Consider the following 16310-nt stretch of genomic DNA (forward strand, 5'->3'; position numbering starts at 1 on the left):
GCATGGGTAGTACCGACCAAACGACCGCACGGGTGGCGGCGTCCGCGAAGCTGTTCGCGGACGCCTGCGCTGTCATCCCCGGCGGCGTGAACTCCCCGGTGCGGGCGTTCAGCGCGGTGGGCGGCACCCCACGGTTCATCACCGGGGCCCACGGCTGCCGGCTCACCGACGCCGACGGCAACAGCTACGTCGACCTGGTCTGCTCGTGGGGCCCGATGATCCTGGGCCACGCGCATCCCGCCGTCGTCGACGCGGTGGTCAAGGCCGCCGCCGACGGGCTGTCCTTCGGGGCTCCCACGCCCGCTGAGACCGAGTTGGCCAGCGAGATCGTCGGCCGGGTGGCACCGGTGCAACGGCTGCGCTTCGTCAACTCCGGTACCGAGGCCACCATGAGCGCGATCCGGCTGGCCCGCGGATTCACCGGACGGCCCAAGATCGTCAAGTTCGCCGGCTGCTACCACGGGCACGCCGACGCGTTGCTGGCCGACGCCGGTTCGGGCGTGGCCACGCTGGGCCTGCCGTCGTCTCCGGGAGTCACCGGCGCGGCCGCGGCCGACACAATCGTGTTGCCGTACAACGACATCGATGCGGTCAGAGCGCTCTTCGCCGAGCACGGCGAGCAGATCGCCGCGGTGATCACCGAGGCCAGCCCCGGCAACATGGGCGTCGTGCCGCCGGCGCCCGGCTTCAACGCCGCACTGCGCGCGGTCACCGCCGAACACGGGGCGCTGCTGATCCTCGACGAGGTGATGACGGGCTTCCGGGTCAGCCGAAGTGGTTGGTACGGAGTCGATCCCGTCGATGCCGACCTGTTCACTTTCGGCAAGGTGATGAGCGGCGGGCTGCCGGCCGCGGCGTTCGGCGGCCGGGTCGAGGTGATGGAACGGCTGGCGCCGCTGGGGCCGGTGTATCAAGCCGGCACCCTGTCGGGCAACCCGGTAGCCATGGCCGCCGGGCTGGCCACGTTGCGGGCCGCCGACGGCGCGGTGTACACCGCGCTGGACGCCAACGCCGACCGGCTGGCCACGTTGTTCACCGAAGCTCTCACCGAAGCCGGTGTGCCACACCAGATTCCGCGAGCAGGAAACATGTTGAGCGTATTCTTCACCGACACGCCGGTGACGAATTTCGCCGCCGCGCGCGCCAGCCAGACCTGGCGCTACCCTCCGTTCTTCCACTCCCTGCTCGAGGCGGGCGTCTACCCGCCGTGCAGCGCCTTCGAGGCCTGGTTCGTCTCGGCGGCACTCGACGACACCGCATTCGGTCAGATCGCCGATGCGCTACCGGCCGCGGCCCGAGCGGCGGCCGCGGCGCAGGAGGACACACCCTGATGGCCGAGACGACCCGGGTCCATGTGGTGCGCCACGGCGAGGTGCACAACCCCACCGGAATCCTGTACGGCCGGATACCCGGCTTCCGCCTGTCGGACACCGGCGTCGCCCAGGCCGCCGCGGTCGCCGACTACCTGGCCGACCGGGACATCGTCGCGGTGATCGCCTCGCCGCTGCAGCGGGCGCAGGAGACCGCCGCGCCCATCGCCGCCCGGCACAACCTGACCGTGGACACCGACCCCGACCTCATCGAATCGGCGAACTTCTTCGAGGGCAAGCGCATGGGCCCGGGGGACGGTGCCTGGCGCAACCCGCGGTTCTGGTGGCAGCTGCGCAACCCGTTCCGGCCGTCCTGGGGCGAGCCGTACGCCGAGATCGCCGCCCGAATGGCCACCGCGGCCGGCAAGGCGCGGGCGCTCAGCGCCGGCCACGAGGCGGTGTGCGTCAGCCACCAGCTCCCGGTGTGGACGCTGCGTATGCACGTCAGCGGTAACCGGCTCTGGCACGACCCGCGCCGTCGGCAATGTGCACTGGCGTCGGTGACGACGCTGGTCTACGAGGGTGACCGGCTCGCGGACGTGGAGTACGCCGAACCGGCGGCCACGTGAGAAGCGTGCTGGTCGCCGCAACCCTGCTGGCGGTGTTGCTGAGCGGCTGTTCCACCGGCCGCGACGCGGTTGCGCAGGGCGGCACGTTCGAATTCGTCTCGCCGGGTGGCAAGACCGACATCTTCTACGACCCGCCGCAGAGCCGCGGCCGGCCCGGCCCGGTGTCCGGGCCCAGCCTCACCGACCCCAACCGCACGGTCTCCCTCGACGACTTCACGGGCAACGTCGTCGTCATCAACGTGTGGGGTCAGTGGTGCGGCCCGTGCCGAGCCGAAATCGCGGAGTTGCAGCGGGTTTACGACGCCACCCGCGGCTCCGGGGTTTCCTTCCTGGGCATCGACGTCCGGGACAGCAACCGCGACGCGGCCCAGGATTTCGTCACCGACCGGCACGTGACCTTCCCGTCGATCTACGACCCGCCGATGCGCACCCTGATTGCGTTCGGCGGCAAGTACCCGACCACGGTGATCCCGTCCACGCTGGTGCTGGACCGCCAGCACCGCGTCGCCGCGGTGTTCCTGCGGGAGCTGATCGCCTCGGATCTGCAGCCGGTGGTGCAACGGCTGGCCGCCGAGAGCGCCGGCCCACCGGGGCCGCAGTGACCGGCTTCGCGCATCTCGCCGCCGCCGGGCCACTGGTGGTGGCTCTCGGCGTGTGCATGCTGGCCGGGCTGGTGTCGTTCGCCTCACCCTGCGTGGTGCCGCTGGTGCCGGGTTACCTCTCCTACCTGGCGGCGGTGGTCGGCGTCGACGACCCGCAGCCTGTCCCGGGCCAAGCGGTCCAAACCGGCCAAGCCGGTCGAGCGGTCAAAGTCCCACCCGCGGCCCGCTGGCGGGTCGGCGGATCGGCGCTGTTGTTCGTCGCCGGCTTCACCACGGTGTTCGTGCTGGGCACCGTCGTGGTGCTGGGCATGACCACCGCGCTGATCGACAACCAGCTGCTGCTGCAGCGGGTCGGCGGTGTGCTCACCATCGTGATGGGGCTGGTGTTCGTGGGCTTGATTCCCGCCCTGCAACGCCAGGCCCGATTCAGCCCCCGGGCAGGTGACGACGGTGGCCGGCGCCCCGCTGCTGGGCGCGGTGTTCGCCCTGGGCTGGACCCCTTGTCTGGGTCCGACGCTGACCGGGGTGATCACCGTGGCCTCGGCCACCGACGGCGCCAGCGTGGCCCGCGGGATCGCGCTGGTGATCGCGTACTGCCTGGGTCTGGGAATTCCGTTCGTGCTGCTCGCGTTCGGGTCGGCCACCGCGGTGTCCGGTCTGGGCTGGCTGCGCCGGCACAGCCGGGCCATCCAGGTGTTCGGCGGTGTGCTGCTGATCGCGGTCGGGGTCGCCCTGGTCACCGGGGTGTGGAACGACTTCGTGTCCTGGCTGCGCGACGCTTTCGTGTCCGACGTGCGGCTGCCGATATGACGGCGCGAAAGCTGCTGCGTCTGCTCGCCGCAAGGACGCGCAACACCTGGCGGTCGCTGACCTCCATGGGCACCGCGCTGGTGCTGCTCTTCCTGCTGGCCCTGGCCGCGATTCCCGGCGCATTGCTGCCGCAGCGCAGCCTCAACGCCGGCAAGGTCGAAGAGTACGTGCATACCCACCCGATGATCGGGCCGTGGCTCAACGAGCTGCAGGCCTTCGACGTCTTCTCCAGCTTCTGGTTCACCGCGATCTACGTGCTGCTGTTCGTGTCGTTGGTGGGCTGCCTGACCCCGCGGATCGTCGAGCACGCCCGCAGCTTGCGCGCCCAGCCGGTGGCCGCGCCGCGCAACCTGGCCCGGCTGCCCAAGCACGCCGAAGCTCAGGTGCACGACGCCAGCCCCGACGAGTTGGCCGCCACCGTGACCGGCCGGTTACGCGGCTGGCGGACCGCCATCCGGCACCACGAGAACTCCGTCGAGGTCTCCGCGGAGAAGGGTTACCTGCGCGAGTTCGGCAACCTGGTGTTCCACTTCTCGCTGCTGGGTCTGCTGGTCGCGGTCGCCGTCGGCAAGCTGTTCGGCTACGAGGGCAACGTGATCGTCATCGCCGACGGCGGTCCGGGATTCTGCTCGGCGTCGCCGGCCGCGTTCGACTCGTTCCGCGCCGGCAACACCGTCGACGGCACCTCCCTGCACCCGATCTGTGTACGGGTCAACGACTTTGCGGCGAACTACCTGCCGTCGGGGCAGGCCACCTCGTTCGCCGCGGATATCGCCTATCAATCCGGCGGCGATCTGACGACCAACACGTGGCGGCCGTACCGGCTGGAGGTCAACCACCCGTTGCGGGTCGGCGGCGACCGCGTCTACCTGCAGGGCCACGGCTACGCGCCCACGTTCACGGTGACCTTCCCCAACGGCCAGACCCGCAGTTCGACCGTGCAGTGGCGACCGGACAATCCGCAGACGCTGCTGTCGTCGGGAGTGGCGCGCATCGACCCGCCGGCCGGCAGCTATCCCACCGCCGCCGAGCGGCGCAGTCATCAGATCGCGATCCAGGGGTTGCTCGCGCCGACCGAACAGCTCGACGGAACCCTGCTGTCGTCGCGGTTCCCGGCGCTCAACGACCCGGCGGTGGCGATCGACGTCTACCGCGGTGACACCGGTCTGGACACCGGGCGGCCGCAGTCGTTGTTCACCTTGGATCCGCGGCTGATCGAACAGGGCCGGCTGACCAAGGAGAAGCGGGTCAACCTACGGGTCGGGGAACAGGTCCGCATCGACCAGGGCCCCGGGGCGGGCACCACGGTCCGCTTCGACGGGGCCGTCCCGTTCGTCAACTTGCAGGTCTCGCACGACCCGGGCCAGGTTTGGGTGCTGGTCTTCGCGATCACGATGATGGCCGGGCTGCTGGTGTCGCTGCTGGTCCGGCGTCGTCGGGTTTGGGTTCGGCTCACGCCCGAGGGCGGCCCGCCGGGTACGGTCAGCATCGAACTGGGTGGCCTGGCGCGAACCGACAACTCCGGCTGGGGTGACGAGTTCGAGCGGCTGACCGAAAGGTTGCTGGCCGGGTGCCGCACGGCGGCAGCACCCGAGATCGCGGACAGCGGCGCCCCGAGAGTGGATGTCAAATGAAAGTGGACCTCAGATGAACACCCAGCACATCAACATCGGCTTGGCCCGGTACTCCGACTGGGCATTCACCTCGGCGGTGGTGGCGCTGGTGGTGGCGTTGCTGCTATTGGCGTGTGAGCTGGCCTTCGTGCGCACTCGCAAGCTCGAACCCGCCTACGCCGGCGGCGTGAGCAGCGACAGCGCCACCCCGGGAGTGGTGGACGACACCGTGGCGCGGCCGTTCGACGAGCGGGTGGGCCGCGCCGGTCTGGCGGTGCTCTACCTGGGCATCGGTCTGTTGGCGACCTGCATAGTGCTGCGGGGCCTGGCCACGATGCGGGTGCCTTGGGGCAACATGTACGAATTCATCAACCTGACCTGCATGTCCGGTCTGATCGCCGGCGCGGTGGTGCTGCGCCGGCCGCGCTATCGGCCGCTGTGGGTGTTCCTGCTGCTGCCGATCCTGGTGCTGCTGACGGTGTCCGGACGCTGGCTGTACACCAACGCCGCGCCCGTGATGCCGGCCCTGCAGTCCTACTGGCTGCCCATCCATGTCTCGGTGGTGAGTCTGGGCTCGGGGGTGTTCATGGTCGCCGGCATCGCCAGCATCCTGTTCCTGCTGCGGACCTCGCAGCTCGGGGAGCCCGGGGCCGACGGGAGCCTGGCCCGGCTGGTGCAGAAGTTCCCCGACGCGCAGACGCTGGACCGGATCGCCTACCGGACCACCATCTTCGCCTTCCCGGTGTTCGGGTTCGGGGTCATCTTCGGCGCCATCTGGGCCGAGGAAGCCTGGGGCCGTTACTGGGGCTGGGACCCCAAGGAGACAGTGTCGTTCATCGCATGGGTGGTGTACGCCGCCTACTTACATGCCAGGTCAACGGCGGGTTGGCGGGACCGCAAGGCGGCCTGGATCAACGTCGCGGGGTTCGTCGCGATGGTCTTCAACCTGTTCTTCGTTAACCTGGTGACCGTCGGCCTGCACTCGTACGCGGGAGTGGGCTGACCAAGTACACGGGCCGAAAACAGGGGGATTGACGACAGTGGCAGAGCATCCGACGCCGGGCGTGGGGGCGCCGCGGGTCCATCAGGGCGACGGGGACGCCAGCCCGGACCAGCCGACCATGCAGATACCGGCCGTTCCGCACGAGGCCGTCGGTGAGACGCCCACCAGGGCTTTCGCCGGATTCCGCACCGAGCGCCGGGTGCCCGGGGCCACCGACAGCACGGTGGGTTCGGCCAGCATGGTGCCGCCGCCCCAACCGGTCGGGGTGGCCGCCGAGCGGCCCCAGTGGGATGCCGGACCGAACACCGGACCGGTGTCGGCGGCCACCCGGGTGGATCCGACGGCCTACGGCGCGTACTACCCGGGACCGGCCGACCAAGGCGCCCAGCAGGCGCCCGAACGCCCCCAGTTCCGTCCGGAGCCGCTGCCGCAGACGCCGTACCCGGAGCTGTCCAGCACGGTGCTGCTGCGCCCGGTCAAGCCACCGCCATCGGAGGGTTGGCGCCGGGCCCTGTACGTGCTGTCGGGTCAACTGATCAACCTGGGTGAGAGCCCCCGGGCGACGCGGCACAACAACCTGGTCGCCCAGATCAACCGACCGCTGCGCGGCAGCTACCGCATCGCGGTCCTTTCGCTGAAGGGTGGCGTGGGCAAGACCACGATCACCGCCACGCTGGGTTCGATGTTCGCCTCGGTGCGTGGCGACCGGGTGGTCGCGGTGGACGCCAATCCCGATCGCGGGACGCTGAGCCAGAAGATTCCGCTCGAGACCCCGGCGACCGTGCGCCACCTGCTGCGCGACGCCGACAAGATCGAGCGGTACAGCGACGTGCGCGGCTACACCTCGCAGAACGAGAGCGGGCTGGAGGTGGTGGCCTCGGAGAGCGATCCGACGGTGTCCGAGGCGTTCAGCGGCGACGACTACACCCGCACCCTGGAAATTCTGGATCGTTTCTACGGCTTGGTGCTCACCGACTGCGGCACCGGACTGCTGCATTCGACCATGTCGGCGGTGCTGGACAAGGCCGACGTGCTGATCGTGGTCGCTTCGGGATCCATCGACGGTGCGCGTAGCGCCTCGGCGACGCTGGACTGGCTGGACGCCCACGGCCACGAGGATCTGGTACGTAACTCGATCGCGGTGATCAACGGGATCCGGTCCCGCTCGGGCAAGGTCGACATGCAGAAAGTCATCGACCATTTCGCACGGCGGTGCCGCGCGGTGCGGGTGGTGCCGTTCGACCCGCATCTGGAAGAGGGCGCCGAGATCAGCCTCGATCGGCTGAAGCGGGATACCCGCGAAGCGCTCGCCGAGCTGGCGGCAGCGGTGGCCGAGGGATTTCCGGGCGACCCGCGACGCGCCAACCCGAACTTCGTCTAGCGCGGCTTGTTGTCGCCCAGACGGCGCAGAAACTCCGGGTCGTCGTCGGGACCGATGACGCGTGTCTTCGGCGGGCTGGACTGAGCCCGCGCCGCGCGCAAGCCGAAAAAGATCAGCGTCCCCACAATAAGGACGACGAGCAGGAAAAGCACTCGACACCTCCTTGGTCGAATATACCTGCGTCGTAGGCTCGGGTTGTGTCAGAAGCGGCGAGCGAACAGACCACCGGCGGGCCCGGCATAGTCCCCGTCGTCGTCTATGCGGCGGCCAGGCTGCTATTGGCGGCCGTGGTGAGCGGCGCGATATATGGCGTGGCCCGGCTGCTCGGAGTGGCCGATTTCCCGGTCACCGTCGCCGTGCTGCTCGGCCTGGTCGTTGCGATGCCGCTGGGCATGTGGGTGTTCGGCCCGTTGCGCAGGCGGGCCACCGCCGCGCTCGAAGTGACCGGCGAGCGCCGGCGCAAGGAGCGTGACGAGCTTCGGGCCCGGCTGCGTGGCGACGCGGTCGCCGATTCGGGCTCCGACGAGGACTGACTCAGTTGGCGGGCATCCGCACGACCTGCGCGGCGTAGCTCAAACCCGCCCCGTAGCCGATCAGCAGGGCCAGATCACCGGGCCGGGATGCGCCGGTCGCCAGCAGCTCGTGCATCGCCAGCGGGATGGACGCCGCCGACGTGTTTCCGGTGTGTTCGATGTCGTTGGCGACGACCGTGTCCGGGCGCAGCTGCAGGTTCTTGGCCAGCAGCTCGTTGATTCTGCTGTTGGCCTGGTGCGGGATGAAGACATCGACCTCGTCCGGCCGCACCCCGGCGGCGTCCATGGCCTCCCGGCCGACCTTGCCCATCTCGAACGCCGCCCAGCGGAAGACGGCCGTGCCTTCCATCCGCAGGAAGGGGCGCGGGCCGGTCGGATTCAGCGTGTAGTCGATCCAGTTGATGTCCTGGCGGATGGCGTTGGCCTGCTCGCCGTCGCTACCCCAGACGGTCGGACCGATTCCTTGCTCGGGCGTTTCGCCCACCACCACGGCGGCGGCGCCGTCGGCGAAGATGAAGCAGTTGCTGCGGTCCGACATGTCGACGGTGGGAGACAGTTTCTCGGTGCCGATCACCAGCATCTTGCGCGCGCTGCCGCCGCGCACCATGTCGGCACCGACGGCCAGCGCGTAGCCGAAGCCCGCGCACCCCACCGAGAGGTCGAAACCCGGTACTCCCTTGGCGCCGAGCGCCGCCGCGACGGCGGGGGCGGCGGCCGGGGTCTGCAGGAAGTGGGTGTTGGTGGCCAGGATGACGCCGTCGATCTCGGTCGGGTCGAGCGCGGCCCGGGTCAGTGCCTCCCGGCTCGCCTCGACCGCCATCGATGCCGCGGTTTCGTCGTCAGCGGCGAAGCGTCGGGTCTTGATGCCGGTCCTGGAGAAGATCCACTCGTCGGACGAGTCGATGTTGCGGCATATCTCTTCGTTGGTCACCACACGTTCGGGGCGGTAGGCCCCGACGCTGAGCAAACCGATCTTCCGGGGGCCGCTGGCCGAGGCAATTTCCGACATGCTCGTCCTTCCGCGTCATCTAACCCCCCAAGCTTGATCGACTCTAGGCGCGCCGGGGCCGGGGCCGCGCAGTCGGGTGCCTACCGCAGCGCGGTACCGATGCCCCTGCGGCGCGCTCGCCGCCCCCGGAACGGCCGCCGGTTCGGTGCGTCCGTCTTTCCCCCAACCCCTGAGTTACTTGCCGACATTTCCGGCCAGCGCCAACGCCGCAGCCACCGCAATCGCCCACACCACCATGGCCAGCCCGGTGTCGCGCAGCACCGGAATCAGCTCCGGGCCGCCGCGGCCGGATCGCACCGGCCGGTCGGCGCGCAGCGCCAGCGGCGTGGCGACCAGACCCGCCGCACACCACGGCGTCGCGGCCAGCAGGACCAGCGTCAGCACGCCGGTCAGCGCCAGCAGCGAATGGTAGAGCACCCGGGTGCGATGATCGCCCAGCCGGACCGCCAGGGTGATCTTGCCGGACACGGTGTCGGTGGGAATGTCGCGCAGGTTGTTGGCGACCAGCACTGAGGACGACAGCGCCCCGATCGCGACGGCCAGCACCGCGCCGACCCAGTCGATCCGTAACGCCTGAACGTACTGGGTGCCCAGCACGGCGGTCAGGCCGAAGAAGACGAACACCGCCGCCTCGCCGTACCCGGAGTAGCCGTAGGGCTTGGAGCCACCTGTGTACAGCCACGCGCCGAGTACGCAGGCGATGCCGACGCCGATCAGCCAGGGTCCGCTGACCAGCGCCAGCACCAGCCCGGCCACACAGCCGATGAACAGGCTCACCAGTGCGGCGGTCAGCACCGCCCGCGGGGTGGCCGCCCGCGACCCGACCAGGCGCATCGGGCCGGCCCGCTCGTCGTCGGTGCCGCGGATGCCGTCGGAGTAGTCGTTGGCGTAGTTGACCCCGACGATGAACGCCAGCGCCACACCCAACGCCAACAACGCTTTCCACCACACCGCGGAGTGCAGCCAGGCCGCGGCCCCGGTGCCGGCGACGACGGGCGCCACCGCGTTCGGCAGCGTTCGTGGGCGAGCGCCGGAAACCCACTGCGCAAAAGTGGCCACCAGGGCATCCTGCCCTATGCACCACAATGGGCGGATGCTCGGAGTGATCGGCGGCAGCGGCTTCTACACGTTTTTCGACTCGGACACCCGGACCGTAATCCCGGACACCCCGTACGGCCGGCCCAGCGCACCCATCACCGTCGGCGCCGTCGGGGAGCACCAGGTCGCTTTCCTGCCGCGGCACGGCGCGGACCACGAGTACACGGCGCACACCGTGCCTTACCGGGCCAATATGTGGGCGTTGCGCACGGTGGGAGTCCGGCGGGTGTTCGCGCCGTGTGCTGTCGGCAGCCTGGACCCCGACGTGGGACCCGGCTCGGTGGTGGTGCCCGATCAGCTGGTCGACCGGACCAGCGCGCGGGCGGACACCTACTTCGATGTCGGCGGGGTGCACACCAGCTTCGCCGACCCGTATTGCCCGACGCTGCGCACCGCCGTCACCGGCCTGCCCGACGTCCGCGATGGCGGCACGATGGTGGTCATCCAGGGTCCCCGGTTCTCCACACGCGCGGAGAGCCGATGGTTCGCCGCCGCCGGTTTCAGCCTGGTCAACATGACCGGCTACCCGGAGGCGATTCTCGCTCGCGAACTCGAATTATGTTATGCGGCAATCGCTTTGGTGACCGACGTGGACGCCGGCGTCGCGGTGGGCGAGGGCGTCAAGGGCGTCGACGTGTTCGCGCAGTTCGGGCAGCACATCGACAAGCTCAAGCAACTGGTTCGCTCAGCGCTGGGACGTGTCGCCACCGAGCGCACCTGCACGCACTGTCAGCAGCATGCCGGGGTGGCGCTGCCGTTCGAGCTGCCCTGAGCCGGCTCAGGACGGGTTACCCGGCGGCCGGTAGATCTTCGGTCGCGGCGCCCCCTCGCCGGGTGCTGCGGCGCGCGGAGCCTGGCCGTGCCCGGACAGCACCGAGGTGGGTGCGTCGGAACCGGCAGCCCCGAACTGGGTCGTCCGGGCCTCCGACGGAGGCGGCGGTCCGCCGGGACGGGTGGGCAGCGGGACCCGGGGCCGGCCCGGACCCGACGCCCCGGCGGCGGGACGCTGGACGGGGCCACGGCGGCGCGGCCGGCGCGGTTTGCGAATCCGTCCGGCGACGATGATCGCGACCAGGACGCACAGGGCGAGCCCGCACAGGGCTACGTCGAACGTGCTGTCGATCTGCTGCGCGAGGTCGTTTCCGTACACCGGCCCCACCGAGGGCTGCGCGAAGCGCGGCGCCAGCAGGACGCCGAGGATCACCCGGGAAATCATCAGGGCGAACACCAAACCGCTCAACCAGACGAGCAGCCGCGACCGCAGTGCCCCGTCGGCCAGCTTGGCCCGCAGCCACCACGCCAGCATCGCGGCGGTGAGGTTGAACACCGCCAGCATCGAGATGTCGTAGCGGGAGTACGGATAGTTCAGCAACATCTCGACGGCGAGGTCGGTCAATCGCATGAGTACCGATCCCAGACACCAGACGATGATCAGCGCCAGGGCTTTGCGGATCGCGGTGCGCCAGATTTCCCGATCGTTGCGCGTCTCGCCGGAGCTGAACAACGCCATCGGCGCGAAGATCGCGGCGGCGCCCGCCCAGGCCAGGTAGCCCTCGTAGCCGACCCCGGCCGTCGAGGTGTTCTGCGCGATGCCGTGGAACGCGTCGATCTCCCGGCCGGCGGGCAGGGCCCACACGATCATTCCGGCGAGCAGCGTAGAACCGCCCAGCCACAGGGTCGGCAACCGGGAGCCGACGGCGTTGCGCAGCACCCATCGCGACGCGACCAGCACGGCGGCCAGCGCCACCGCGCCGTACACCACCGCGGTCAGGATGACCGCGATATTGCGGGTGCCGAACGACGCCGACCCGTTACTGTCGACCAATGCGTACCGCAACCGCCAGCACAGGTGGAATCCGGCGCTCAGCGACGCCCCGAACATCGATGCGTAGCCGATGAGGCGGGCCAGGCGCAGCCATCGGTGGTAGAGGTTCTCGTCGATCACGGGCCTGCCGAGCACCGGCTGGGCGCTCAGCAGGGCGCCGGCGAAGCCCAGCCAGCCGCCGGGACCGACGCCGCCGGGAACGTAGGCCTTGCCGCCGATCTTGATCGACTCCCACACGTCGAAAACGACGAAACCGACCACCAGCAGCAGGTAGGGGGCGTTCAGGATCACACGCAGCCGATTTGCCGAAACGCGGCCGCGCGACAGCGCCAGCGGCAGCAGCGACAGCAGTGTCACTGCCCCGAGCAGTACCCACAGCAAAGTGCTGCTGTCCGGGATGCCCAACCCGAAATACAGGTTCCACGGGAACAGGGGGGCCAGCAGCAGCAACGCGAACGCGCTCAGGTCACGTCCGGCGTTGCGGCGTTTGGTGAGATGATCGGGCGCCTCCGGCCCGGCGTATGCGGCTGGCCGGGCATCCGCGGGGGGCGGGCCGGAAGGCGCTTGGCGGACGCCCGCGATGGGGCCGGTCGGCGTGTCGTCGCTGCTCAGGCTCACGATGGCCCCCAGGGATCGAGGTCGGGTACTGCCGGTGCAGGTTTCCGAGGGCAAGGGAACCCCTTGCCGGGGCCGCTGCGTTGCTCTGTTGCGAACATAATCTCCATTCGGACGCAGTGGCTGTGAGCAGGTTATGAACACCGGCTGGATAACCGGTGACCGTCCCCGCCGGTCGGGAATGCGGTTACGCTGCGCTCATAGGAAAAAACCTGGTAGCCGAATGATGGATAGTGCCGACGGTATCGCAGTGTAATTATGCCGGGAGATTGCTGGTTATGGGGTAGGCAGCCGAAGGAGAGCCGCATAAATGGACGTGGTGTTGGGGGTGGCGGTCACGGGCCGCGTCGCGCGCCTGGCTCTGGTCGACGCGGTAGCGCGCGGTGGCGAGGTGATCGACCAGTATTCGGTTGACTTGGCGGGCGACCCGGTCGCGGACTTGTCCGAAACGGTGGTGGGCACCCACCGGCTGTTGTCCGACGAGGGACACCGGTTGCTGGCCACCGAGTTGTGCTGGCCTGACCGGTACGGGGCCGAGCGGCTGACGCAGGCGCTGAGCTACGCCGGGGTGCCGAATGTTCATCTGGTGCCGCCGTCGGAGGCGGCGCGGCGGCCGGTGGGCCCGGGGCGTGCGGCCGCGGTGGCGTTGCTGTTCGGCAATCAGATGGCGAGTCCCGCTGCCTCGGGCGACCCGGACGCCCCGCCGACGATGTTTGCCTCCGCACCACCCGACAGCAACTTCGCAGCCGACGCGACGATGGCGTCTCCGGTGGTGTCGTCCGACGCGACGATGGCGGCCCCGGCGCTGGGCGGCGACGGCGGCTACGGCTCGGCCGGTGGTGGCTGGCCGCCGGGCTCGGGCGTCGATCAATCGGTGCCGCCAGGCGATGGCGGCGGTTTCGGGTCCGCGGGGGCGACGATGGCTCAGCCGGTGCTGCCCGGTGATGGTGGCGCTGCCCCCGCTGGTTGGGGGCCGTCGGGTTCGGGTGTGGATCAGTCCGCGCTGCCCGGCGACGGTGGTGCTGCCGGCTCGGCCGGTGGTTGGGGGCCGTCGGGTTCGGGTGTGGATCAATCGCCGCTGGCCGGGGACGGCGGTGCCGGCTCGGCCGGTGGTTGGGCGCCGGCGGATTCGGGTGTGGACAAGTCGGCGCTGCCCGGTGATGGCGGGTCCGGCTCGGCCGGTGGCGGCGGGTATGGCTCACCGATCGAAAATCCGCACTTGCCCCCTGATCACGGCGGGTTCAGCCCCGCCGGCTCGACGGTCGCGCAGCCGGCGCTGCCCGCGGATGCGACCATGGCTGCGCCCTCACTCGGCGATGCGACGATGGCTGCGCCGATCTCCGGTGACGGGGGCGGCGCGAACTTCCATTCGGGTGTCTCCTCGGGCGACCCCGGTGTGGGCGGCGACCCGCATGCGCACGCGTACCTGCATTCGGGAGTGGCTTCCGGTGATCCGGGCGCCCCTGGCGACGCGACCGCCTTCCTGCCGCCCGCCGACGGCGGCGCGTCGTCGTCCGGGGACGAACAGCTCGCGTATTCACAGGCCAGCGAGTACGACATCCTGCCGGTGGACACCGACGGCTTCGGTGAATACGGCGACGAGTACGCCGACGGGTACGAGGACGAATTCGACGACGGGTTCGACGAGGACGACCCGGACGCCGGCGGCAGTCCGCACAACCTGAAGCGGTTGCTGATCAGCAACGCCGTCGCCGCGTTCGCCGTCATGGGGTTTGCTTCGCTGGCCGTCGCGGTGGCCGTCACCGTGCGCCCGGCCGCGGCGTCCACCCCGGTCGAAGGACACCAGAACGCGCAGCCGGGCAAGTTCATGCCGCTGTTGCCGACCGAGCAGCAGGCGCCGGTGCCGCCGCCGGCGCCCGAGGCGCCCACCGTTGGGTTCCAGGGCGGCTCGATCCCCCCGGTGCAGAACATTCCGACGCAGGCGCCGGTGCCGGCCGCTCCGGCTCCGGTGCCGAATGCTCCCGCTCCGGTGCCGAACGCTCCGGCTCCCGTCCCGGTGCCGATTCCGCTGCCGATTCCCTTCCCGGGTTGGGTGCCGGGCATGCCGACCTGGCCGACCTACACGCCACCGACCTACCCGACGCCGTTCACTCCGCCGACTACGCCCTACACAACCCCCGCGACCACGCCTGCCACCACGGCACCGACGACGCCGCCGACCACCGCGCCGACGACGCCACCGAGCACCGCGCCCACGACGGCGGCCCCGACCACCCCGCCCACCACTGCGGCACCGAGGGTGAGCACGCCGCCCACCACGGCCGCCCCCGCCCCGACCACCGCCGCCCCGGTACCGACGACCGCCGCCCCGGTACCGACGACCGCAGCACCGCAACCCACCCGGGCTCCGCAGCCCACCTACGCCCCGCAGCCCACTCAGGCGCCGGCGCCGCGGACCCAGGCCCCCCAGGCGCCCACGGTGGCGCCCAAGGTGCCAACGCAACAGGCGCCGAAGGTGCCGTCGGGGCCGCGCTGAACCGCCAACCTGGTCGGCGGTTTACCAGTTGGTAAAGATGAAGCTGTTCAGCAGCAGCGCCCCGGCGGCGTTGACGGTCAGCCACGCGCGGTGCGACCGCACCGGCAGCAGCGCGGGGGCGGCGGTGAGCCAGACGGTGAACGGCAGCCAGATGCGCTCGGTCTCGGCCTTGCTCAGCATGCTCAGATCCGCGAGGACGATCGCGGCCAGGGCCGCGAGTAGCAGCAGGTGCAGGCCCGATCGGCGCCGGATGGCGGCGGCGTCGAACACCCGGCTCAGCCCGGCGACACCGCCCAGGCCGACCGCGCAGACCGTGCATGCCAGATTGGCCCAGCTCCAATACTGAAACGGCCGGTCCTTCGCGATGCCCTGCCAATAGCGTTGTCGCACAAGGTCGTAACCATCGAACCAGTAGAACCCGGACACGGCGAACGCGACCGCCACCGCCACCGCCACCAGTACGGCCGGTCCCAGCGCGCGCAGGGCCGCTCGCCACTGTGGCGCCGAGATCAGCACCGCCAGCGCGGGCAACCCGATCAGCACCAGGCCATAGCTGAGAAAAATGCCCCAGCCGAGCAGTAGCCCCGCTGCGGCGGCCAGCGGCACCGGGAAGCGGGATTTGCCGTGTGCTGCCAACGCCAGCAGCGCGATGCCCCAGGCCGCGACCCCGGCGAAATAGCCGTCGGCCGATACCGCGATCCAGATCGCGGTCGGTGCCATCGCCACGAACGGGGCAGCGCGGCGCGCGGTCGGTTCGTCGGCCAGCGCGCGCAGGGCGATCACCACGGCGGCGGCCGCGCTGGATCCCACCAACAGGCACAGCAGTCCGGCCCAGGCGCCGCCGTGCAGGCCGATTCGGTCGAGCCACACGAACGTCAGCAATGCGCCCGGCGGATGCCCCGAGACGTGCGTGGTCCACGAGTGCGGTTGGAAGTCGACGATCCGGCCGGCGAACCCGCGCAGCGTCGCGGGGATGTCGGTGATGCCGGGGACTTCCCACAGGTATTCGTCCCGGGTGGTCAACCGGCCCGCGAAACCGCGCTGCCAGCCGTCGATCATGGCCAGCGCGAACGCCCATCCGCACGCCGTCGCCCAGGTTCCCAGAATCAGTGCACGCCACGAAAGTCGTTGTGCTGCAACCGGTCCCCAGCCGATGACAGTCACCGCCAGCAGCGCCGCGGCGACCGTTGCCCAGCCGTAGTGGATGTCCCAGTAGCCGAAGATGGGCGCGGCGCCGGCGTGCCGGGCGAAGCGTTCCAGGCCGGTGTCGCGGCGCGGGTTGACGCCCAGGTGCAGCCGTGGCAGCACGAACGCCGCGACCACCAGTGCGATCGCGGCCGACACCGCGACAGTCTCCCGGCGCGCGATCCTCACAACCGGTCAGC

14 protein-coding genes and 1 pseudogene are annotated in these 16310 nt (G+C 70.3%); 10 read left to right on the top strand and 5 right to left on the bottom strand.

Features of this window, described 5'->3' with window-relative positions; all coding sequences use genetic code 11:
• Positions 1–2: 2 nt before the first annotated feature.
• The 7 genes and pseudogenes from hemL (at position 3) to L6444_RS04215 (ending at position 7348) form a co-directional block, all read left to right on the top strand.
• On the top strand, positions 3–1331 hold the full coding sequence (gene hemL, locus L6444_RS04185; RefSeq protein ID WP_236980875.1) for a glutamate-1-semialdehyde 2,1-aminomutase: 1329 nt from the start codon (positions 3–5) through the stop codon (positions 1329–1331).
• Positions 1331–1939, top strand: coding sequence for a histidine phosphatase family protein (locus tag L6444_RS04190; protein ID WP_236980877.1), 609 nt, complete (start codon positions 1331–1333; stop codon positions 1937–1939). The genes hemL and L6444_RS04190 overlap by 1 nt, the downstream gene beginning before the upstream one ends.
• Positions 1936–2541: a TlpA disulfide reductase family protein gene (locus tag L6444_RS04195; RefSeq protein WP_236980879.1), complete on the top strand. Its 606-nt coding sequence runs from the start codon at positions 1936–1938 to the stop codon at positions 2539–2541. Before L6444_RS04190 ends, L6444_RS04195 begins: the two co-directional genes overlap by 4 nt.
• Positions 2538–3351, top strand: a pseudogene (locus L6444_RS04200) (cytochrome c biogenesis CcdA family protein). Before L6444_RS04195 ends, L6444_RS04200 begins: the two are co-directional and overlap by 4 nt.
• Complete coding sequence (resB, locus tag L6444_RS04205; protein ID WP_236980881.1) at positions 3348–4985, top strand: cytochrome c biogenesis protein ResB; 1638 nt, start codon at positions 3348–3350, stop codon at positions 4983–4985. The pseudogene L6444_RS04200 and the gene resB overlap by 4 nt, the downstream one beginning before the upstream one ends.
• A gap of 13 nt (positions 4986–4998) precedes the next feature.
• A complete protein-coding gene (gene ccsB, locus L6444_RS04210) occupies positions 4999–5967 on the top strand; it encodes a c-type cytochrome biogenesis protein CcsB (protein ID WP_236980883.1) in 969 nt (322 codons plus the stop codon).
• A 37-nt stretch (positions 5968–6004) separates the two neighbouring features.
• A complete protein-coding gene (locus L6444_RS04215) occupies positions 6005–7348 on the top strand; it encodes a MinD/ParA family ATP-binding protein (RefSeq protein ID WP_289624942.1) in 1344 nt (447 codons plus the stop codon).
• Here the strand turns inward: L6444_RS04215 and L6444_RS04220 are convergent.
• Entirely contained in the window at positions 7345–7500 is a 156-nt protein-coding gene (locus L6444_RS04220) for a hypothetical protein (RefSeq protein WP_236980885.1), read from the bottom strand. The two genes, L6444_RS04215 and L6444_RS04220, sit on opposite strands and share 4 nt — an antisense overlap.
• 45 nt (positions 7501–7545) lie before the next feature.
• On the opposite strand from L6444_RS04220, the gene L6444_RS04225 reads away from it, so the two are divergent.
• Positions 7546–7881, top strand: a complete 336-nt coding sequence (locus L6444_RS04225) for a DUF4229 domain-containing protein (RefSeq protein WP_236980887.1) — start codon at positions 7546–7548, stop codon at positions 7879–7881.
• A gap of 1 nt (position 7882) precedes the next feature.
• Here the strand turns inward: L6444_RS04225 and fabH are convergent, their stop codons facing one another.
• Together fabH and L6444_RS04235 are read right to left on the bottom strand one after the other, a co-directional pair.
• Positions 7883–8890 (bottom strand): beta-ketoacyl-ACP synthase III, encoded by a 1008-nt coding sequence (fabH, locus tag L6444_RS04230; protein WP_236980896.1) that lies wholly within the window; start codon positions 8888–8890, stop codon positions 7883–7885.
• Between the two features lie 174 nt (positions 8891–9064).
• A complete protein-coding gene (locus L6444_RS04235; protein WP_236980898.1) occupies positions 9065–9949 on the bottom strand; it encodes a 1,4-dihydroxy-2-naphthoate polyprenyltransferase in 885 nt (294 codons plus the stop codon).
• Between the two features lie 16 nt (positions 9950–9965).
• Between L6444_RS04235 and L6444_RS04240 the strand changes: the two genes are divergently transcribed.
• Positions 9966–10760 (top strand): S-methyl-5'-thioadenosine phosphorylase, encoded by a 795-nt coding sequence (locus L6444_RS04240; protein WP_255731137.1) that lies wholly within the window; start codon positions 9966–9968, stop codon positions 10758–10760.
• Between the two features lie 6 nt (positions 10761–10766).
• On the opposite strand, the gene L6444_RS04245 is transcribed toward L6444_RS04240, so the two are convergent.
• Positions 10767–12278, bottom strand: a complete 1512-nt coding sequence (locus L6444_RS04245; protein ID WP_236983791.1) for a DUF7937 domain-containing protein — start codon at positions 12276–12278, stop codon at positions 10767–10769.
• Between the two features lie 460 nt (positions 12279–12738).
• On the opposite strand from L6444_RS04245, the gene L6444_RS04250 reads away from it, so the two are divergent.
• Positions 12739–14925 (top strand): hypothetical protein, encoded by a 2187-nt coding sequence (locus L6444_RS04250; RefSeq protein ID WP_236980902.1) that lies wholly within the window; start codon positions 12739–12741, stop codon positions 14923–14925.
• A gap of 21 nt (positions 14926–14946) precedes the next feature.
• Here the strand turns inward: L6444_RS04250 and L6444_RS04255 are convergent, their stop codons facing one another.
• Positions 14947–16299 (bottom strand): hypothetical protein, encoded by a 1353-nt coding sequence (locus L6444_RS04255; RefSeq protein WP_236980904.1) that lies wholly within the window; start codon positions 16297–16299, stop codon positions 14947–14949.
• Positions 16300–16310 lie beyond the last annotated feature (11 nt).

Source organism: Mycobacterium kiyosense, from assembly GCA_021654635.1.
In the GTDB taxonomy this organism is placed as follows: Bacteria; Actinomycetota; Actinomycetes; order Mycobacteriales; family Mycobacteriaceae; genus Mycobacterium; species Mycobacterium kiyosense.